The sequence below is a fragment of the Intrasporangium zincisolvens genome, assembly GCF_034724055.1.
In the GTDB taxonomy this organism is placed as follows: domain Bacteria; phylum Actinomycetota; class Actinomycetes; order Actinomycetales; family Dermatophilaceae; genus Monashia; species Monashia zincisolvens.
The window spans coordinates 413,479-433,109 of the sequence record NZ_JAWIIL010000001.1; the positions used below are offsets into that span (position 1 = coordinate 413,479).

Genomic DNA, 19,631 nt, shown 5'->3' on the forward strand with positions numbered 1-19,631 from the left:
GTGGGGCCGGTTGGGCTGGTGGTGCCGGGTGCTCACTCGACGCAGGAGAGGGCGTGCCGGGGGGATGTGAGGGAGGGCCGGACCGCCGAGGCGGACCGGCCCTCCCGGGCGTGCAGGTGGTGCGTCAGCTCACGGCGTCGAGGGCGTCGACGACACCCTCACCGAAGAAGCTGTTGTCCTCGACCGGGCCGGTGCAGACCGGGCCGCTCGTCGTCGTGCCGCACGCCTTGTCGTCGGCCTGCTGGCGCAGCTTCTCGATCATCTGCGCGGGCGTCCACGTGGGGTGCACGGACTTCATGAGCGCCAGGACACCGGCCACGTGCGGCGACGCCATCGAGGTGCCGCTCTTGAGGCCGTAGCCGTTGTTGGCGACGACTGTCGACAGGATCGAGGACCCGGGTGCCGCGACGTCGATCTTGCCGAGGCCGCGGTTGCTGAACGACGACAGGCGGCTGTCCATCGTGCCGGCCGGGAAGCGCTGCATCGAGCTGACCGTGACGACGCCGTCGAGCTCGGTCGGGATGTCCTCGCAGCCGCTGTTGAGCGTCCGGCTCACCTGGCCCGACGCGGGCTGGTCGTCGGGGCTCGTCGTGTCCTTGAAGGACGACTTGTTCGCGAGGTCGCGCGCGGAGTTGCCGGCGGCGGCGGCGTGCACGACGCCCTGCTTCGTCGACCACGTGACGGCACGACGCACGGCCTCCTTGGCCGCGTACTGGTCGGGCTGGTCCTCGCAGTAGAACTCGAACGGGTCGACGTAGTAGCTGTTGTTCGTCACGTCCATGTGCTTGAGCCCGGCCTCGACGAAGCCGCACACCGCGTACTCCGGGTAGATGAACCCGGCGTCGTTGACGACCTTGACCGACGCGAGGCGCACGTTCGGCGCGACGCCGACGATGCCGACGCCGTTGCGGGCGGCCGCGATCGTGCCGGCCACGTGGGTGCCGTGGTCGCTCGTCGTCGGCTGCCAGCCGGTGCTCGACGGGCGACCGGCGTCGGTGCAGTTCACCGAGTCCGCGACGTCGAGGTTGGCCACGAGGTCGGGGTGGTCGGCGTCGATGCCGGAGTCGAGGACCCCGACGAGGACGCTGCGGGAGCCGTCGGTGATCCTGTGGGCCTGGTCGGCCTTGATCATCGTCAGGTCCCACTGCTCGGACTCGCGCGGGTCGGTGGTGACGGCGGGGCTGGGGTCGGACTCGACGTCGCCGTTCCAGTCCTTCTTGGCGCCCTGCTTGTAGCCGGAGGCGCCGCGACCCCAGGACGCGCCGGCGTCCTCGGGGGTGCCCTCGCTGACCTCGACGGTGCGGGTGGCGCCGACCGAGTCGACGGCGTTGCCGCCCTTCGCGACGACGTCGGACCGGAAGGTCGCGACCTTCGAGTGCGCGACGACGACGCCGATCTGCGGCCACGACTGGACGACGACGCCGCCCGCGGCCTCGACCGCCTTCTCGACGAGACGCGTCTGGCCGGGGTTGGCGACGCGGGCGTTGACGACGTAGCTCATGAGCCGGCCGTCGGGGGTGCTGATCGGGACGGGCGTCGACGTCGGCTCGTCGGCGCTCGTCGAGGCGGCGGCCGAGCCGCCGACCGCTGCGGCTGCCACGACCGCGAGGGATGCTGCCGCGGCCAGGCCGCGGCGCCGGAGAGTGGGCTTTCGCATGTGCTGAGCTCCCGGGGGGTGAGTGGGTGGGTGAGTGTGAGTCCTGCGGCGCCCGGGGTGGGGCGTCGGGGACATCGTCACGCGCGGGGAGCGGACGCGCGCGGCGAAGTGTCGGTCGGGCGGCATCGGTCCGGCTGTCCTGTCCACCGGCCGACGCCGCCCGCCCGGAGGAGCGCGCGTCGGACGGACTTACGTGTCAGCCGGATGGCGCGTCAGTCGGCCCGACGCGTCACGTGGCGCGACGCGTCGGACCGGCCGGGTGCCGCTTGGCTCACGCGACGTCGGGGGACGGACGCGTCAGCGGCGCGAGCGCGATGAGCAGCAGGAGCGCCCCGAGCGGCAGCAACCCCCACGGCAGGGCGACGGCGAGGGCTCCGACGCCGGCGAGCGCGGCTGAGCCGATCGGCAGCCGCCCCTCGAGGGTCAGGGCCGCGAGCACCGCCGCGACGCCGAGGGCCACGAGGACCGGACCGCCGACGACGAGGGCCGCGGGCAGCGTCGCCCCGAGCAGACCGGAGGCCTGACCGAGCCAGACCGCCGCGGTCGCGCCGACGCCGAACGCCGCGAGCGCGGTGGCCGGGGCGCCGACCCGCAGGTGCTCCAGACGCGTCCCGAGGGCCGCGACGAGCCAGCAGAACGCGGCGGCGGCGAGGACGAGCGTCAGGCCCGACACCGCGGGCGCGAGCCGCTCCACGTCGGCGCCGTCGATGGTGGCGCCCACCGCGAGCGACACGGTGCCGCTGGAGTCGCCGTCGGCGCCGAGGGGCCCGGCGCCGGACACAGCGGACGGCGAGGCTGACCCGAGGCCGAGAACCCAGACGAGGATGCCGTGGACGAAGAGGACGAGGGGCGCGACGAAGGCGAGCACCCGGCCGCGGTCGGGCGCGAGCGAGGGTGCCGCCGAGGGAGCATCGACGACACCGGGCGGCGTACGGTCCGCGCCGGTCGTGGGGCGCGTCGCGAGGTTGCCGCGCGCGACCGTGCGGCTCGGGTGGACCGCGACGGGGTGGGGGCGCAGGGTGGTCGTCGTCATGGTCCCAGCGTGGTGGGCGACGGCCCCGGTGCCCATCGGGGTCGACCCCGAGCGACCCCCGAGCCGCCCCTGATCCGCGCAGCTCGGGACCCGGGGCAGGACATGTGCTGAAACGTCGATTTTGTCCATTTCGCGACGAGGTGGGCCTCCGGAGCCGTACCTTTCGCGAAGAGGGAGTGGAGCACGGGGGTGCTCCGAGGTTCGCGTTCAAAGGGGAAGACCATGTCCGTGCGCTTCAACATCCCACCCGGTTGGCCGGTCCCGTCCGCAGCCTGGGCGCCCGGCCACGACTGGATGCCGGACCCCAGCTGGCCTGCGCCGCCCGAGGACTGGGAGTTCTGGACCGTTGTCGACCCGCGCCGGGTGGCGAGCGGCGGAGTGACCGGCGACGTGCTCGCCGGTATGCCCGTCGGTTCGCGAGCCGTCAGTGCCATCGACGCCACCGGGTCCCACCGACCCGTCGACGCCCCGAGCGTCGGCGGCTCCGCCGGTGGTGTCGGGCAGTCCGTGCCGCATCCGCCACGGCTGGGGTCCCCTCCCCGGTCCACCGTGGCGACGTACGGCACGGACCGCGGCACGTGGCTCGCCCGCCTCAGGGCGGCCGAGCGGGTCTTCGAGCGCGCGCCCGAGCCGGTGGTGGCTCCCACCGCCCCGGCCCAGGCCGCGTCGGTCCTCGTGGACGCGACCCAGCCCGAGCCCGACGCGCCCCTGACGCCCCGGCGTCCCGAGGCGCGGCGGTCTCCCGAGGAGGCGTGGGCCGTCGACGGCCTGCTCTTCCCGGTCAGCAGGGTGGACGCCTGACGTGGAGGCCCAGATCAGGGTCGCACCCGAGGTGCGACTCGGCTCCACCGCGTCCGGCCTCCGCGCGACGCTCGTCGCCGGTGCCGACCCGTCCGCCGAGCCCGACGCAGTTCACGGCGCGGGCCACGGCGTGACGGTCGGCACCGGCGTCGGGTCACGTGGGCCCTCCGGCGTGCCGGGGGTGTCGCTCGACGTCCTCGCCGTGCGTGCGCTCGCGGCCCAGCGCGGCGACGACGTCTCGGCGCTGACCGAGGTCGAGACGACGCTGTCCTCCCTGCACCTGCACAGCCACACGCCTCGGCGCCGGCCCGATCCCGAGCCGGTCCGACCGCTCGACGACCACGAGCGCAAGGACCTGCACCGCAAGGCGTTCCGCGCCGCCCGCCAACAGGTGTCGGTGTTCCGGCTGGCCGAGCGCAGGGCGGCCCGCGAGGAGGCCGAGGTGCAGGCCGACGGCTTCGCGGCGGCCGCCGAGGTGGCGCACGCCGTCGTCGGGCAGCACCGCGCCGCGGCCCTGGAGGACCGCTGGGCCGATCTCGCCCGCAACGACCGCGTCACCGTCATCGCCGAGCTCGAGGCGGAGTTCACCGCGTCCGGAGGCTCGTGCACGTGCATCGACGCGGGCTGGTCGGAGGACGGCGCCCGGGGCTACGTCACTGTCGTCGTGCGCTACCCGCGTCCGGACATCGTCGGTGAGAAGGGGCCGGGCCTGTCCGGCAACGGCCGGCCCATGCTGCGGCGCCGGACCGTCGCGGAGCGCAACGCCGTGTACCTCGGCGGCCTGGCGTCGTTGACGCTTGCGACCGCGCGCCACGCCATCTCCGTCGCCGTCGCCGCCGACGACGTCCACGTGCTCATCATGCGACCGACCGAGAGCGGGACCGGCCTCGAGCCGGTGTACCTCGGCAGCCTGAGTCGCGAGGCCGTCACGTTGCGGCCGGCCGCCGCCGACCCGATGCCGCTGCTGCTCAGCGCCGCGATCCGGCCGCTGGCCTTCGACGGCCCGGCGCACGACCTCGCCCCGCTCGCACCGGAGGCCGACATCGAGGCCGTCGTCGGCGCGTGCGTCGCCGCCCTCGAGGACGAGGCCCTGGACGCCGCGCTGGGTGGCGCGGCCGACGGATCGGCGGGCACCGCCTGACCCGTACCGGGCGCCGTCTGATCCGTCCGGAACGCCCACTCGTGCGACGAGTGGGCGTTTTGGCGTCCAGGGTACATTTCATGATTCATCATGATGCGTCGGGTAGCCGAAAAATCTTGTGCTGCAACGGAACTCGTTTGAGCGCTACGCTGCGGACAGCACACGGGCCGGGCCTCGGCAGGTGTGCCGGTGACGCCTCCACGCCCACGGGGACGGGGTGGGGAGCCTGGGTCTAGGGGGACCTGTGCTGACCGTGAGCTTCAACCCGCCGCCGGGGTGGCCGGACCCGCCGTCGTCGTGGGTGCCGGCAGACGACTGGCTGCCAGAACCCGAGTGGCCCGACCCGCCGGTGCGGTGGACCTTCTGGACCATGGACGGCGGGCCGGACGTCTCGCGCGGGCTGCGGGACCGGGGCCGTCGGTCGCAGGTCTCGTTCCCGGTCGCGACGGTCGCCGCGCAGTCGACCGTCTCGCTCGCCGCGCTGTTCCCCGAGCGCGGGGGGCGGGGCAGGTCGGTCCACCGCGGATACGGCAGCTCGCACGGCAGCTCGCCGGGCGGTTCGCATGGCGGCTCGCCGAGCAGCTCGGGGACCGGCAGCTCGGCCTGGATCGGGTCGCCGTACGGGGGTTCGAGCCACGGCGACTCACCCAACGGCTCGTCCCACGGCGGGGCGCCACGCGCGTCCGGCGTCTACGAGCGTGCCGGGCGCGAGTACTACCGCCCGCGCGGCTCGTTCGACAGCTTCGACGCATCGGTCCTCGACGGCACGCACGCGCTGTCGGCCCTCGAGGGGACGCGTGCCGGCGCCGACCCGGCCGCCGTCCTCGACTCGACCCTGCGGGCCCAGCTGCTCACCACGAGCCACCCGTCCACGGCCGACCCGACCTCGGGCGCTGCCGGCGCCTCGCGGGCCCGGCTGTCGCCGGTGCTGCGCCTCGTGACACACCCGTCGGGCTTCCGCGTCCAGTTCCTGGTCGGCGGCGCGGTGGCGGCGGCCCTCGCTGAGCTCATGCGGCCCACCCTCGTGGCCGGGTCCCCCGATGCCGGCGCGCCCGGCCGAGTCGGCGAGCAGGGTGAGTGGCGCGCCCCGCGAGGCGGCCGTGACGGCGGCGACGCGACGGGTCGTGAGCGGGGGATCAGGTCGCGGTGGCGTCGGTCCCGCAACGGCGAGGCGACGCGCCGCGTCCCGGAGCAGGGCATCGCGACCATCGGTGCGAGCGTGGCCGCCACCGCCGTCGCCACCGGGACCCTCCTGACCCGGGCGCTCGCCGCGCGCCGCGCCGGCGACCGGGCCGCGCTGGCCCGCGTCGAGGGCGAGCTGCGCTCGCTGCACCGCCAGCCGTTCCGCCCCCTGCGGCCACCGGCGCCGGCCCCACGCGCGTCGGTCACCGCCGCCGAGGAGGAGCTGATCCTGCGACGCGCCCTCGACGTCGAGGGCGCGAGCGAACCCGACCTGCACCGCGAGGCCCTGCAGCGTCGCCGTGAGGTCGCGGTCGAGCGCGCCGCGGAGATCGTGCGCGCCACCCGGATCGCGCGATGGGTGCTGTCGGACCGTCGCCGGGCCATCGCCGACGGGGCGTGGCGCCTCCTCCGCGAGCACGACCCGGCCACCGTCGTCGCCGTCGTCGACGAGGCGATGCGCCTGTCCGGCAGCGACGTCACCTGCCTCGACGCTGGCCACGACCCGTCGACCGGGCGGCCCTACGTCACTGTCCTCGTGCGGTTCCCGCCGCCGGTCGTCGTGGCCGACGAGGTGCTCGGGCGCGCCACGACCGGGAAGTCGCCATGGCGCCCGCGCACCGTGCGCGAGCGCAACCTCGCCTACGCGTCGGGGCTGGCGTCGGCGGTCCTCGCGGCCGTCAAGCAGGTCGACACCGTGGCGGTCGCGAGCGACGTCGTGCACGTCGTCGTCGTGCGACCGACGCCGAACGGGCGCTCCGTCGAGCCGATCTACGTCGGCACGCTCGACCGGGAGGAGTCCTCGCTGCGCCACCCCGACGCCGACCCGATGCCGCTCGTGCTCGCCTCGGCCGTGCCGGAGGGGTTCCGCGTCGCGGGCCCGGAGCGCGAGGTCGTCGCCCTCGAGCGTTCGGTCGACCCCGACGGGTCGTTGACCGAGATCGTCGACGCGTGTCGCGCCGCCATCGCGGCTGCTGCGGCCGGGCGCCTGGTGGGTGAGTCCGCGGCGGCCGGGCAGGCCTGACGCGCAAGGCTTTTCGAACCGTGTCTCTTGCCGTGCTCGGGCGGTGTTGCGAGCCTCGGTTCGGTTCGAGCGCTCAGGCCCGGACGAGCCGGTGGAGCGCGAGCCGTGCCACCGGTGCGTAGCCCAGCGCGAACACCGAGGGCGCCGTGACGACGAGGTCGGTGGTGGTCCCGCGTGGTGCCGGGCGCACGGCATGGTCGAGGACGGCGTCGACGAACCCGGCCCGGACGCGCCAGCGCCACGACATCGCGGCCTCATCGACGTCGAGCACCTCGAACGGCAGCCGAGCGCCGACCGGCCCGACCACGACGCCGCGCAGCCCCGTCGCGAGGAGGTCCGCCGGGGCATCGACGCCGCGCACCTGGGGCGACCAGGTCGGCCAGAGACGCAGGTCTCGGTAGCGCTCCCACACGACCTCGGGCGCGGCGTCTCCGGTGGCGGTGAGCCGCAGGCGCATCATCGCCCGGGCGCCGGGCCGTCGACGTTGACGGTCGGGGTGCCGGAGCCGCACCGCACGATGACGGCGCGCGAGGTCGCGTCGCCCGGGTTGGACTCGCGGTGCACGGCGCCGGCGGGCACGCGGAGGAAGTCGCCGGGCCCGGCCTCGACGACGTCGCGGCCACCGGGGCCGGACTCGAGGCGCATCCGCCCCGAGACGATGTAGAGCGTGGTGTCGTGGTCGCCGTGGTGGTGCCAGCCCGACGCCGTGCCGGCCTCGGTGTCGACGGTGCCGGACCACATCGTGTCGGTGTGCAGCGCGACCTGCCGAGCCATCCCGGGTGTCGGGTCGGCAGGTGTAAGCTCGTCGCCGCCGACGCGGGTGCACGGCGTCGCGGGGTCGGGCACGGCCGGGGCAGGGGTGTCGCTCATCCACCCATCAAACCCGACGCGGGTGCTGCGTGGAACGGCTACCGCAGGCACGCACGCGGTCCTAGCCTCGATGGTGGGTCCACCGTCGGGAGGTGCCGTGGCCGGGACCGGGCAGGAGGCCGGACGCGTCGTCGTCGTGGGCGCGAGCACGGCTGGGCTCTTCACGGCGCGGGCGCTCGCCGGTCACGTCGGGCAGGTCGTCGTCCTCGAGCGCGAGCGGCTCCCCGACGAGGTGCGCCCGCGGGGTCGCGTGCCGCAGGGCCGCCACCTGCACCTGCTGCTGTCGGCGGGCCTGGACAGGCTGCGCCTCTGGTTCCCCGGCATCGAGGACGAGCTCGTCGCGTGCGGTGCCGTGCCGACCGACGGCTCGCGCGCCTACGTCCACCAGGGCGGCGCCTACCGGGCCCGGGGTGACTGGGGGCGGCCGGTGCTCAGCCTGACGCGTCCGCTCCTGGAGAGCGTCGTGCGCGCGCGCGTCGCGGCGCTGTCGAACGTCAGGGTCGAGTCGGGCGTGCGCGTCGAGCGGGTCGCCCTGTCCGAGGGGGTGCCGGTGCGGGTGACGGGGGTCGTGGTGGAGGGCGTCGAGCGGCCGGCGGACCTCGTCGTCGACTGCTCGGGCCGTAGCTCGGCCATCGCGCACGACCTCGCCGAGGCCGGTGTCGTGGCCCCTCCCGTGACACGCGTCGGCATCGACATCGCGTACGCGTCGTGCCTGCTGCGCCGCGACGCCGCCGACTTCGAGGGCACCTTCGTCGTGTGCCAGGACAACCCCGGCACGTTCCGGGGCGGGGCGGTGCTGCCCGTCGAGGGCGGGCGCTGGCAGGTGACGCTCGCGGGCGTCCACGGCGACTCACCCGGCTCGACCGACGCCTCGATGCGCGAGTTCGCGCGGGGGCTGCCGACCCCGGTGGTGGCCGAGCTGCTCGAGAGGTGCGAGCGCGTCGGGGACATCGAGACCTACCGGTTCCCCTCGAGCCAGCGCCGACACCACGAGAGGGTGCGCGAGCCGGTGCCGGGCCTCGTCAGCCTCGGTGATGCCGCGTGCAGCTTCGACCCGATCTACGGCCAGGGCATGACCTCCTCGGCCCTGCAGGCCGAGGCGCTCGGACGCGTCGTCGCCGAGGCCCTGGCCCGCTCTGACGTCGCCGGACTTCGGGCGGGTGACCTGCCGAAACGCTTCTACCGCAAAGCCGCTCGCGTCATCGACGCCCCGTGCCGTATCGCGGTGGGTGGTGACTTCGGGCACCCGGCGACGACCGGGCCGCGCCCGCCCGGCTCGGCCGCGCTCAACGCCTACGTGCGCCGCGTCGTGCGCGCCAGCCACTCGTCGGTCGAGGTCGCGCGGGCCTTCAACCGGGTCGTCCAGCTCGCCGACCCGCCGACCGCACTGGCCCGGCCGGCGCTCGTCGCGCGCGTCGTGCGCTACGCCGGGAGATCACCGGTGGCCACCGGGACGCCGGTCGTGCACCCCCGCGTCGGTCCGCCGTCTCGCTGACCGGGCGGCCGGCCCTTCGACGTTGCGCCGCCCCACGGGACACGGCATACCGTGGTCTGCGGCCCACGCGCCCTCCCGTCAGCACGCTCCCAGCACCCCCGTCACCCTCGGCAGCAAGGACCACGAGCACCATGAGGACCGACCACTTCATCCGCTTCGAACGCGTCGACTCGGTCGAGCAGGGCGAGCGCGGCCTGCGCGCCCGCCTGCACGGCGAGACCTTCCTCGTCGAGGCGGTGCGCGACGACGTCGTGCGGCTGAGGATGAGCCGCGGCGGCGCGTTCGACGAGAAGCCGACGCACGCGGTGAACATCGACCCGCTGGCCGACCCGCTGTCGCAGGGCGTCGAGTGGTCGGTCGAGGAGGGCGCGGACGCATGGCGGCTGCGCACCGCCGACCTCGTCGTCACGCTGTGGCTCGACCCGTTCCGCGTCGACGTCCACCGCACCGACGGCTCACCGGTCGTCGAGTCGGCGCCCGACGCGTCCGGCCGGTACTGGACGTACGCCACCCTCAACGACGCGTGGACGACCCGGCGCCGCATCGGCCGCGACGACGCGATCTACGGCCTGGGGGAGAAGGGCGGCCGGCTCAACCGGCGCGGCCGCGACTTCACGCTGTGGAACACCGACGTGCTCAACGAGCACGCGACCGCCGAGTTCCGGGCCGGTCTGGCCGCCGACGACCCGCGGGCCGACATGACGAGCGTCGAGTTCGACCCGTACTACGTGAACATCCCGTTCTTCCACCACCGCTCGGCCGAGTCCGGCTCTGTCGCAGGGTCGTTCGTCGACAACGGCTACCGCGGTGAGTACGGGTTCAGTCAGGACGACGAGTACCGCATCAGCTTCCACGGCGGCCAATGGACCGAGTACGTGTTCGCCGGGCCGGCCATGGCAACTGTCCTCGAGCGGTACACCTGGCTGACCGGACGGGCGTCGCTGCCCCCGATCTGGGCGCTCGGTTACCACCACTGCCGCTGGCACGCCTACAAGCAGCAGGACATCGAGGTGATCGCCGAGCGCTACCGGGACGACGAGTTCCCTTGTGACGCGATCTGGCTCGACATCGACTACATGGACGGCTACCGCGTCTTCACGTGGGACTCGGACCGGTACCCGGACCCCGCGGGCATGCTCAAGGGCCTCGCCGACCAGGGATACCGCGCCATCACGATCGTCGACCCGGGCGTCAAGCACGACCCGGGCTACGAGGTCTACGACGACGGGCTGGACAAGGACGTCTTCTGCCGCACGGAGGGCGGGGACACGTACATCGGCCAGGTGTGGCCGGGCAACACGGTCTTTCCCGACTTCGCGACACCCGAAGCCCGCGCCTGGTGGGGCGAGCTCAACGCCCGCCACGTGGAGTCCGGGCTGGCCGGCATCTGGAACGACATGAACGAGCCGGCAACGGGCGAGATCCCGCCGGGGGCGATGCTGTTCGATCACGGCCGCGCCACGCACGAACGCTTCCACAACCAGTACGCGATGCTCATGGCGATGGGCACGCTCGAGGGACTGCGCAAGGTGCGGCCCGAGGCGCGCACCTTCATCCTGTCGCGCGCCGGCTCTGCCGGCATCCAGCGGTACGCCGCCAACTGGATGGGTGACAACCAGGCCCGCTGGGACCACCTCTGGGTGAGCATGCCGATGGCCTGCGGCTTCGGCCTGTCCGGGCAGCCCTTCGTCGGTGCCGACATCGGCGGCTTCCAGGGCGACACCAACGCAGAGCTCTTCCTGCGCTGGATGCAGGCGGGCACGCTGACTCCCTTCTGCCGCAACCACTCCGAGACCGACAACATCGACCAGTACCCGTGGTCGTTCGGGCCTGAGGTCCACGAGCTGGCCCGCGAGGCCGTGCGCCTGCGCTACCGCCTCATGCCGTACATCTACTCCGCGTTCGTGCGCGCGTCGCAGACCGGCGAGCCGGTGCAGCGTCCACTCGTCCTCGACTTCCAGGATGACCCGGCCGTCGTCGACCTCGACGACCAGTACCTCTTCGGCCGCGACCTGCTCGTCGCGCCGGTCTACAAGGCGGCCGTCACCTCCCGCACCGTGTACCTGCCCGAGGGGCACTGGTACGACTGGCACACCGGCGACCTCCACGAGGGGCGCCAGACGATCACCGTGGACACCCCGCTCGAGCGGATCCCGCTCTTCGCCCGCGCGGGTGCGGCGATCCCGATGTGGGAGCAGGCCCCGGCGTCGACCGACGGCTACGCCCCCGAGACGATCGAGCTGCACGTCTTCGAGCCGGTCGCCGACGGCCGCTGGGAGTCGACGCTCGTCGAGGACGACGGCCTCACCTCCGGCGACGGCGTGGCTCAGCTCGTCACGACGATCACCGTGACCCGGACCGGCGGCGAGACGACCGTGGCCCACGACACTGCGGGAGTGGCCCACCCGGGCCACCGCCGCACGTCGTTCCGCGAGGTCCGCCACTCGGCGTCGTGATGGTGTCCTGATCCGAGGGCTGGCCGCAGGCGTTGTGCGGCGCCGGGCGGCGGGTAAGGATTCGAGCATGGCCGACGACGCGAAGTCCTCCGGTGACAAGAAGGGTGGCGAGAGCCTCGTCACCGTCATCGTCGCTCTCGTGGCGAACGCCCTCATCGCCGTCGCCAAGTCCGTCGTCGCGGTCATCACCGGGTCGGCGTCGATGGTGGCCGAGGCTGCGCACTCGTGGGCCGACGCGGGCAACGAGATCTTCCTGCTCACCGCCGAGCGACGTGCCGCGAAGCCGCGCGACGACCAGCACCCGTTCGGCTACGGGCGCGAGGCGTACGTGTGGTCGATGTTCGCGGCGTTCGGGCTGTTCGGGGCAGGCGCCGTGGTGTCGGTGTGGCACGGCATCCAGTCGCTGACGGCGCCGGAGGGGGAGACCGAGTACTTCTGGGCCTACGTCGTCCTCGGCATCGCCTTCGTCCTCGAGAGCGTGTCGTTCGTCCAGGCGAGCCGGCAGACCCGGGCCGAGGCCCGCCAGCGTGGCCTCCACGCGCTGCCCTACCTCGGCTACACCTCGAACCCGACGCTGCGGGCCGTGTTCGCCGAGGATGCCGCGGCCCTCGTCGGCATCGTCCTCGCCGGCACCGGCATCCTGCTGCACCAGGTCACCGGCAACGCCGTGTGGGACGCGGTCGGCTCGATCCTCGTGGGCCTGCTGCTCGGCGTCGTCGCCATCTACCTCATCAGCCGCAACCGCGACTTCCTCGTCGGCGAGACGGTGCGCCCGGAGCTGTGGCGCAAGGTGCTCGGCGAGCTGACCGACAGCCCAGAGGTCGAGCGCGTCACGTTCCTGCACCTCGAGTTCGTCGGCCCGAGCCGGATGCTCCTCGTCGCGGCCGTCGACCTCGTGGGCGAGGAGACGGAGTCGCAGGTCGCCGAGAAGCTCACGAGCATCGGCCGACGCATCGAGGAGTCCGACGCCATCGAGCGCGCCATGGTCACGCTGTCGCGACCCGACGCGCCCACCCTGGAGCCCGACGCCGCGCCCGCAGCCTGACGCGTCCACGGTCCGCCCGACCTCTCCGTCGCGCCCTGCTGGACGCGTCCGTCGCGCTTTGCTGGACGCGTCCGTATCGGGGTACACCGTCCACCGAACCCCGCGTGAGCGACCGTCTTCTGGGCGGCCGCACCTTCGGCGCTCAGCAACGCGCAATTTCGCTCATTTCTGTGCAACCCTCTGAGCGTGAGGTATGCGAGGCACCGCGCCATCACCGACGAGGTACGAGACGGAGCCGTCTCGGTCCAGGACCTCGTCATGCGCCTGGGCGTGTCGTCGGCCACCATCCGGCGCGACCTCGCAGAGCTGGCCGACGCCGGTCTCGTGCGGCGGGTCCACGGCGGGGCAGCCCCGGCGCTGACGATCGAGATCGACCGTCCCTACGAGGAGGTCGCCGACGACGCTGCCGCCGAGAAGCACCGCATCGCCAAGGCGGCCGCGGCCCTCGTCCGCGACGGCGACACCGTCCTGCTCGACATCGGCACCACGACGGGCGCGCTGGCCCGCGAGCTGAGGGGCCGGCCCATCACCGTCATCACTCCGAGCCTCGCCGTCCTCGACGCGCTGCGCGACGACCCGGTCGTCGACCTCGTGCTCCTCGGCGGCGTCGTCCGGCGCCGGTACCACTCGCTCGTCGGGCCACTCACCGAGGACGCGTTGCGCCACGTCAGCGCGTCGCTCGTCTTCCTCGGCACCAGCGGCGTCGATCGCGAGGGCTGGATCCTCGACACGACGACCGTCGAGGTGCCGACGAAGCGTCGCCTCGTCGAGAGCGGCGGACGCGTAGTCCTCCTCGCCGACCACACGAAGTTCCCCGGCAAGGGCTCGATCCGCGTCTGCGACCTCGGGTCCGTCTCGACGGTCATCACGACCTCGCTGGCCGACCCGCACACGCTCGCGCGCGCCCGTGAGAGCGGGACGGAGATCCTGCTTGCGCCGGAGCCCAGCCCCATCAGCCCAGTGGCAGCCCCGTAGACCCCGAAGCCCTCGAAGTCAGCCCGTCACACCCGCGGCCCCGCCGCCCCCGACACGTCAGCCCGCACCCGGAGAAGGAGCCACACCATGGATGTCCGCCCCGCCCCGCAGGACCCGTCGCGCCGAGCACACCCCCGCCCCTTGCGTCGCACCGTCGTCATCGGCATCGCCGCCTCCGTCGCCCTGGTGGGGGCGGCCTGCGACCGGAGCGGGTCGACGTCGGCCAACCCGACGCAGAACGCCGACGCCAAGGACGTCACGCTGACGATCACGTCCAACTCCATCGCCGGCGGCAAGAACGCGGACGAGGCCGACTGGTACACCAAGTACGTCATCCCGACCTTCACCCAGCAGCAGAAGGCCAAGGGCGTCACGGTCAAGGTGACCTTCCAGCCCTCGGGCGTCGACGACGAGCAGTACAAGACGAAGGTTGCGCTCGACCTCAAGAGCCGGGCCGGCGCCGACATCATGGCCCTCGACGGCATCTGGGTCGGCGAGTTCGCCCAGGCCGGCTACCTCAAGCCGCTGACCGACGTCGCCGGGCCGGGCGTGACCTCGTGGGAGGGCTGGTCGCAGATCCCCAAGGCCGTGCAGGCCAACGTGTCCTTCGAGGACAAGACGTACGGCATCCCCGCGGGCACCGACGGACGCGTCCTCTACTTCAACAAGAAGCTCTTCGCGCAGGCCGGTCTGCCGGCCGACTGGCAGCCCAAGTCGTGGCAGGACATCGTCGCGGCCGGCGCCAAGCTCAAGGCGATCCAGGGCGTCGACCCGGTCCAGATCAACGCCGGCACCGCGATGGGCGAGGCCACGACGATGCAGGGCGTGCTGCCGCTGCTCGCCGGCGCCGGCTCCGAGATCTACACCGACGGCAAGTGGCAGGGCGACACCAAGGCCGTGCGCGACGTGCTGACCTTCTACAAGCAGCTCATGGACCAGGGGCTGTCGAGCAAGAGCTTCCAGCAGGCTGCCAAGGGCCGCGACGAGTCCTTCGCCGCCTTCGCCGCGGGCAAGGTCGGGATCCTCCTCGAGGGCGACTACTTCTGGCGCTCGGTCATCAACCCGGACAACGGCGACGCCCCGATGGCCACGCGCGACGCCGATGTCGGCTGGGCCTACATCCCGGCTCGCGAGCCCGGCGCGGGCGTCGGCGGCACCGACTACGTGTCGATGTCCGGTGGCGGCGGCTACTTCCTCAACCCGAACACGAAGTACCCGCAGCAGGCGTGGGAGCTGCTCCAGTTCATCGGGTCGGCCGACGCCATCAACGCGCTGCTCCACGGGTCGGCGAAGGTCACCGCCCGCCAGGACGTCAACGCGCAGGTGCTGGCCAAGGACCCGCTCCTGTCGTTCATCTCCACCAAGGTCCTGCCGGTCACGCACTACCGTCCCGGCCTCGCCGTCTACCCGCAGGTCTCCCAGGCGCTCCAGCAGGCCACGGCCGACATCGTGTCCGGCAAGAGCGTCGAGGAGGCCGCGAAGACATATGGCTCGGCGGTCGACAAGGCCGTCGGAGGCGCCGACAAGGTGTCGTCGTCGTGAGGGGTCGCGGGTGCCCGCCTCTGCAGGGGGAGGCGGGCCCCCGATGACCGTGACGTCCCGAGCGTCGGCCAAGGCGTCGGCCAAGACGTCGGCTCGGGCGTCGTCCAGGGCGACGGTCGACGCCGCGGGGCTCGGGCGTCGACGCGCGGCCGTGCTCGTGGCGCCCGCGCTCGTGCTCGTCACGGCGTTCCTCGTCGTGCCGGCCGTCTGGACCGTGTACCTCGGCGCCACCGACTACCGGCTCACCGGGATCCAGGCGGCCAACCCGCAGTTCGTGGGTCTCGACAACTTCCGCGAGGCCCTCGTCGACCCCGACTTCCGCAACTCGTTGTGGCTGACGGTGCTCTTCGTGCTCGGGTCGGCGATCATCGGCCAGACCGTGGCCGGCTTCGCGCTGGCCTGGACGTTGCGCAGCGTGCCGAAGCTCGTGCGGTCGGGCATCGAGATGCTCGTGCTGCTCGCGTGGATCCTGCCGAGCTCGATCGTCGCGTTCCTCTGGGTCGCCTACCTCTCCGGTGACGGCGGCACCCTCAACACGCTGCTCCACACGCCGGGCACCGAGTGGCTGCTCGAGCACCCGATGGCCTCGATCATCGTCTTCAACACGTGGCGCGGCACCGCGTTCTCGATGCTGCTGTTCTCGGCGGCGCTCGGGGCCGTCCCGCCCTCGCAGCTGGAGTCGGCGCGGCTCGCGGGCGCGGGGACGTTCGCGCAGCTGCGCGACGTCGTCCTGCCGCACATCCGCGGCCACGTGCTGACGAACACGCTGCTCATCAGCCTGTGGACCTTCAACGACTTCTCGCCCTACCTGCTGACGGCCGGCGGCCCGAACCACGCGAGCGAGACATTGCCGGTCTTCATCTACAACAAGGCCCTCTACGGCGGGCAGCTCGGCTACGGATCGGCGATCTCCTTCATCATGCTCGTCATCAACCTCGTCATCGCGCTCTTCTACGTGCGCCTGCTCCGGGAACGTCGGTGAGCGCGCCGATGAGCACGCCCGTGAAAGCGTCTGTGAGAGAGGCGGCCACGGCGCCGGTGAAGGCGTCGACGCGACGGCCGACGCGGCGGCCGGTGCGGACCCGGTCGGTCGTCGGGCACCTCGGCCTCGTGGCCTTCCTCGCGGTCGTCGTCGCGTTCTGGGCGCTGCCGATGCTATGGCTCGTCACGGCGCCCTTCGACGCGCACCCGGGGCTCGACGTCAGCTGGCCCGACTGGACGCTCGACAACTTCCGCAAGCTGTCCGAGAACCCGTACGCGTTCTCCTCGCTCAAGAACTCGGTCTACCTGGCCGGCGGCACGATGCTCGGCGTCACGGCCCTCGCTGCGCTCGCGGCCTACTCGCTGTCGCGGGTGCGCATCCCGGGCCGCAACGGGATCCTCTACGGGCTGCTGCTGCTCAGCTCGATCGTCACCGGCACCGCGGCGATGGTGCCGATCTTCCAGCTGATGTTCCAGCTCAACCTCATCGACGACCGCTCCGGCGTGATCCTCGTGCTGACCGGCGGCCTGCTGCCGGCAGCGATCTTCATCCTCAAGGACTTCATGGACGCGACGCCGAAGTCCTACGAGGAGAGCGCGCGGGTCTTCGGCGCGTCCCCGACGCAGGTGCTGCGGCACGTCGTCTTGCCGATCGTCCGCCCGGGCCTTGCGACGATCGCCGTGTGGGCGCTCGTCAACGTGTGGAGCGACTTCCTCACCTCGTACATCCTGCTGCGCGACCCGGCGAAGATCCCGGCCGGCGTCGTCATGTACACGTTCTACTCCGAGGGCGGGCAGGCGAATCTGCCTCTCATCTCGGCGTTCTCGCTCGTCTATGCGCTGCCGGTGGTGGCGCTCTACCTGTTCGTCAACCGACGCTACGGGTTCCGGTTCCACGGAGGCATCAAGAGCTGATGGCCAGCATCCACATCGAGGGCCTGACCAAGGTCTACCCGGGTGACGTCACCGCGATCGACGGTCTCGACCTGACGGTCGAGGACGGCTCGTTCTTCGCGCTGCTCGGCCCGTCGGGCTGCGGCAAGACGACGCTGCTGCGCACCATCGCGGGGCTCGAGGCGGCGTCGGGCGGCTCGATCGGCATCGGGGACCGTGACGTCACGACGCTGACGCCGGGCGAGCGCAACGTCGCGATGGTCTTCCAGGACTACGCGCTGTTCCCGCACATGACGGTGACCGACAACATCGCCTACCCGCTGCGCATCAAGAAGGTCGGCCGCAGCGAGCGCGCGGCCAAGGCGGCCGACACGGGCGAGGGCCTCGGCCTGTCGGAGCTCATGGACCGACGCCCCGGCGAGCTCTCCGGCGGCCAGCAGCAGCGGGTCGCGCTGGCGCGGGCCATGGCATGCAACCCGAGCGTCTTCCTCCTCGACGAGCCGCTGTCGAACCTCGACGCGCGCCTGCGCCTCGAGGCCCGCACCTTCCTCAAGCGGCTCCAGCGCGACCTCGGGGTCACGACGGTCTTCGTGACGCACGACCAGAGCGAGGCGCTCGCGATGGCCGACCAGATCGCGGTCATGGAGGCCGGGCGGATCCGCCAGCTCGGCACGCCGTCGGAGATCTTCCGGCGTCCGGCGAACACGTTCGTCGCGAACTTCATCGGCTCGACGCCGATGAACATGCTGCCCGGCACGCTCGCCGGCGGCTCGTTGACGGTCGGCCCGCTCGAGGGTGTCGACGCGGTCGCGGCCGGGTGGGTGGGGTCCGACGCCGCGGACGGCGAGGTGACGGTGGCGTTCCGACCCGAGTACGCGAAGGTCGACGCCGACGGTCCCCTCGTGTTCAAGGGCACCGTCGAGACGACGGAGAGCCTGGGAGCGAGCGTCCTCGTGACCGCGCGCACCGATGACGGCCAGCGGGTGCAGGTGGTGGCACCCGAGGGCGCCGAGCCGGAGGTCGGGGCGGTCGTGGGGGTCGCCCCGATCTCCGGACGGGTGCTCCTCTACGACGCGGAGGGGGAGCTGCTGTCGCCATGAAGCGCCGGACGCCATGAGCGGTCGAACGCTGCTTCACGTGCAGCGGAGCTGGGTACCCGAAGACCGGGCGGAGGCACAGATCCGCACGGTTGACGTCGACGTGCCCGGTTCAGGGGTGGGCGCGATCGAGGTCGAGATGACGTATTCCGGCGAGCCGGGGGCGGTGCTGGACCTCGGACTCGAGGGGCCGCAGGGATACGTCGGGTGGTCGGGTGGGGCACGGAGCCGAGTCGTTGTCTCCCAGGGGTGGGCGACGCCGGGCTACGTGCCCCACCCGGTCGATGGCGGCACGTGGCACGTGCTCGTCGGGCTGCACCGCGTCCCGCGCTCGGGCGTGACCATGGAGCTGACCGTGCGATCCGTCGACGCGTCGGTCGTCGACGGCCACCGGCGCGCGGAACCGCAGGACCCCGAGACCGTCGACGCTGCGGCTCGCCGGCCGCGTGCCGGGGCCGGGCGCAATCTGCCGACGGTCGACGGGATGCAGTGGCGCGCCGGCGACTTCCACTCGCACACGGTGCACTCCGACGGGTCGCTCTCGGTGGGCGGCCTTGCGGCGCTGGCGGTCTCGCGCGGGCTGGACTTCCTCGCCGTCACCGACCACAACACGACGAGCCACCATCCGCACCTGCCGGCGGTGGGGCGCCAGCACGGCATCACCCTGGTCCCGGGTCAGGAGGTGACGCGCGACGTCGGCCACGCCAACGCGTTCGGCGACATCGGCTTCGTCGACTTCCGCTCGTCGCCCGAGACGTGGGCCGAGCAGGCCGAGAGCCGCGGTGGTCTCCTTTCGGTCAACCACCCGCTCGGTGGCGACTGCGCCTGGCTGCTGCCCGTCAGGGAGCCGCGGGTGGCCGAGGTGTGGCACTCGTCGTGGGCACTCGCTCCGACCTGGGGTGCGCCGCTCGCGTGGTGGCAGCAGACACCCCGCACGACGCCGATCGGGGGCAGTGACTACCACCGGCACGGCAGTGACGGTCTGCCCGGTGCGCCGACGACGTGGGTGCTCGCGGAGGGCGACGACGTCCTCGGTGCGGTGCAGGCGGGCCGCACGGCGGTGAGCGCCGGTGTCGACGGGCCGCTGCTGCTCCGCGACGGCGACGACGTCGTGGCGCTGTGCGCTGAGGGGCTGCTGCTCACCGGGTTCGGCCGGTCGCGGCGGCTCCTGCTCGAGGACCGGGTGCGGGTATCGGGCTGGGACGGCCCGTGCTGGCTGGAGAGCGACGACCGCATCGTCCACGCCCTCTGCGGCTGAGGCCCCGTCCTCCCTGACCGCGCCGTCCTCGATCACTCTCTGCTCAGGTGCGAGCACCCCGAGCACGCCCCCACCTGACCGACGCGTCCTGCTCCCCACCCCTTCATCGAGTGAGCACCGAGCCCCACTCGTCACACCCGTCTCACGACGCGTGTGACGCGTGGGGCTCGGTGCTCACTCGAT

16 protein-coding genes are annotated in these 19,631 nt (G+C 72.8%); 12 read left to right on the forward strand and 4 right to left on the reverse strand.

Going from position 1 to position 19,631, the window contains the following annotated elements; all coding sequences use genetic code 11:
- Nucleotides 1–124 precede the first annotated feature (124 nt).
- Together RY076_RS01880 and RY076_RS01885 are read right to left on the reverse strand one after the other, a co-directional pair.
- Nucleotides 125–1,657, reverse strand: a complete 1,533-nt coding sequence (locus tag RY076_RS01880) for a S8 family peptidase (RefSeq protein ID WP_323095710.1) — start codon at nucleotides 1,655–1,657, stop codon at nucleotides 125–127.
- A 271-nt stretch (nucleotides 1,658–1,928) separates the two neighbouring features.
- Nucleotides 1,929–2,690: a hypothetical protein gene (locus RY076_RS01885; protein ID WP_323095711.1), complete on the reverse strand. Its 762-nt coding sequence runs from the start codon at nucleotides 2,688–2,690 to the stop codon at nucleotides 1,929–1,931.
- 222 nt (nucleotides 2,691–2,912) lie between these two features.
- Here RY076_RS01885 and RY076_RS01890 point away from each other — a divergent pair, with 222 nt between their 5' ends.
- The 3 genes from RY076_RS01890 to RY076_RS01900 all read left to right on the forward strand — a co-directional run bounded on the left by RY076_RS01890 (nucleotide 2,913) and on the right by RY076_RS01900 (nucleotide 6,835).
- Complete coding sequence (locus RY076_RS01890) at nucleotides 2,913–3,491, forward strand: hypothetical protein (protein ID WP_323095712.1); 579 nt, start codon at nucleotides 2,913–2,915, stop codon at nucleotides 3,489–3,491.
- A 1-nt stretch (nucleotide 3,492) separates the two neighbouring features.
- The gene (locus RY076_RS01895) at nucleotides 3,493–4,632 is read left to right on the forward strand and encodes a hypothetical protein (protein ID WP_323095713.1); all 1,140 of its coding nucleotides are present in this window, start codon (nucleotides 3,493–3,495) and stop codon (nucleotides 4,630–4,632) included.
- A 244-nt stretch (nucleotides 4,633–4,876) separates the two neighbouring features.
- Entirely contained in the window at nucleotides 4,877–6,835 is a 1,959-nt protein-coding gene (locus RY076_RS01900; protein ID WP_323095714.1) for a hypothetical protein, read from the forward strand.
- A gap of 73 nt (nucleotides 6,836–6,908) precedes the next feature.
- Here RY076_RS01900 and RY076_RS01905 read toward each other — a convergent pair whose 3' ends face one another.
- Together RY076_RS01905 and RY076_RS01910 are read right to left on the reverse strand one after the other, a co-directional pair.
- The gene (locus tag RY076_RS01905; RefSeq protein WP_323095715.1) at nucleotides 6,909–7,295 is read right to left on the reverse strand and encodes an SRPBCC family protein; all 387 of its coding nucleotides are present in this window, start codon (nucleotides 7,293–7,295) and stop codon (nucleotides 6,909–6,911) included.
- The gene (locus RY076_RS01910) at nucleotides 7,292–7,705 is read right to left on the reverse strand and encodes a cupin domain-containing protein (RefSeq protein WP_323095716.1); all 414 of its coding nucleotides are present in this window, start codon (nucleotides 7,703–7,705) and stop codon (nucleotides 7,292–7,294) included. The genes RY076_RS01905 and RY076_RS01910 overlap by 4 nt, the downstream gene beginning before the upstream one ends.
- Nucleotides 7,706–7,802: 97 nt before the next feature.
- Here RY076_RS01910 and RY076_RS01915 point away from each other — a divergent pair, with 97 nt between their 5' ends.
- The 9 genes from RY076_RS01915 (at nucleotide 7,803) to RY076_RS01955 (ending at nucleotide 19,448) form a co-directional block, all read left to right on the forward strand.
- Nucleotides 7,803–9,200, forward strand: coding sequence for an FAD-dependent oxidoreductase (locus tag RY076_RS01915; protein WP_323095717.1), 1,398 nt, complete (start codon nucleotides 7,803–7,805; stop codon nucleotides 9,198–9,200).
- A gap of 131 nt (nucleotides 9,201–9,331) precedes the next feature.
- The gene (locus RY076_RS01920) at nucleotides 9,332–11,656 is read left to right on the forward strand and encodes a glycoside hydrolase family 31 protein (RefSeq protein ID WP_323095718.1); all 2,325 of its coding nucleotides are present in this window, start codon (nucleotides 9,332–9,334) and stop codon (nucleotides 11,654–11,656) included.
- A 67-nt stretch (nucleotides 11,657–11,723) separates the two neighbouring features.
- Nucleotides 11,724–12,701 (forward strand): cation diffusion facilitator family transporter, encoded by a 978-nt coding sequence (locus RY076_RS01925; RefSeq protein WP_323095720.1) that lies wholly within the window; start codon nucleotides 11,724–11,726, stop codon nucleotides 12,699–12,701.
- Nucleotides 12,702–12,887: 186 nt separating this feature from the next.
- Nucleotides 12,888–13,676, forward strand: a complete 789-nt coding sequence (locus RY076_RS01930) for a DeoR/GlpR family DNA-binding transcription regulator (RefSeq protein ID WP_323095722.1) — start codon at nucleotides 12,888–12,890, stop codon at nucleotides 13,674–13,676.
- An 87-nt stretch (nucleotides 13,677–13,763) separates the two neighbouring features.
- A complete protein-coding gene (locus RY076_RS01935; protein WP_323095724.1) occupies nucleotides 13,764–15,218 on the forward strand; it encodes an extracellular solute-binding protein in 1,455 nt (484 codons plus the stop codon).
- Nucleotides 15,219–15,261: 43 nt separating this feature from the next.
- Entirely contained in the window at nucleotides 15,262–16,200 is a 939-nt protein-coding gene (locus RY076_RS01940) for a carbohydrate ABC transporter permease (RefSeq protein ID WP_323095726.1), read from the forward strand.
- Nucleotides 16,201–16,292: 92 nt separating this feature from the next.
- Entirely contained in the window at nucleotides 16,293–17,114 is an 822-nt protein-coding gene (locus RY076_RS01945; protein WP_323095727.1) for a carbohydrate ABC transporter permease, read from the forward strand.
- Entirely contained in the window at nucleotides 17,114–18,193 is a 1,080-nt protein-coding gene (locus RY076_RS01950) for an ABC transporter ATP-binding protein (RefSeq protein ID WP_323095729.1), read from the forward strand. The genes RY076_RS01945 and RY076_RS01950 overlap by 1 nt, the downstream gene beginning before the upstream one ends.
- A gap of 136 nt (nucleotides 18,194–18,329) precedes the next feature.
- Nucleotides 18,330–19,448 (forward strand): CehA/McbA family metallohydrolase, encoded by a 1,119-nt coding sequence (locus RY076_RS01955; protein ID WP_323095730.1) that lies wholly within the window; start codon nucleotides 18,330–18,332, stop codon nucleotides 19,446–19,448.
- Nucleotides 19,449–19,631: the final 183 nt, after the last annotated feature.

What these genes read in the sequence shown, in the direction of transcription:
- RY076_RS01885 (WP_323095711.1), bottom strand. Translation starts at nt 2,690, where the DNA reads ATGACGACGACCACCCTGCGCCCCCACCCCGTCGCGGTCCACCCGAGC.
- RY076_RS01935 (WP_323095724.1), top strand. Translation starts at nt 13,764, where the DNA reads ATGGATGTCCGCCCCGCCCCGCAGGACCCGTCGCGCCGAGCACACCCC.
- RY076_RS01905 (WP_323095715.1), bottom strand. Translation starts at nt 7,295, where the DNA reads ATGATGCGCCTGCGGCTCACCGCCACCGGAGACGCCGCGCCCGAGGTC.
- RY076_RS01940 (WP_323095726.1), top strand. Translation starts at nt 15,262, where the DNA reads ATGACCGTGACGTCCCGAGCGTCGGCCAAGGCGTCGGCCAAGACGTCG.
- RY076_RS01880 (WP_323095710.1), bottom strand. Translation starts at nt 1,657, where the DNA reads ATGCGAAAGCCCACTCTCCGGCGCCGCGGCCTGGCCGCGGCAGCATCC.
- RY076_RS01925 (WP_323095720.1), top strand. Translation starts at nt 11,724, where the DNA reads ATGGCCGACGACGCGAAGTCCTCCGGTGACAAGAAGGGTGGCGAGAGC.
- RY076_RS01955 (WP_323095730.1), top strand. Translation starts at nt 18,330, where the DNA reads ATGACGTATTCCGGCGAGCCGGGGGCGGTGCTGGACCTCGGACTCGAG.
- RY076_RS01950 (WP_323095729.1), top strand. Translation starts at nt 17,114, where the DNA reads ATGGCCAGCATCCACATCGAGGGCCTGACCAAGGTCTACCCGGGTGAC.
- RY076_RS01910 (WP_323095716.1), bottom strand. Translation starts at nt 7,705, where the DNA reads ATGAGCGACACCCCTGCCCCGGCCGTGCCCGACCCCGCGACGCCGTGC.
- RY076_RS01920 (WP_323095718.1), top strand. Translation starts at nt 9,332, where the DNA reads ATGAGGACCGACCACTTCATCCGCTTCGAACGCGTCGACTCGGTCGAG.
- RY076_RS01890 (WP_323095712.1), top strand. Translation starts at nt 2,913, where the DNA reads ATGTCCGTGCGCTTCAACATCCCACCCGGTTGGCCGGTCCCGTCCGCA.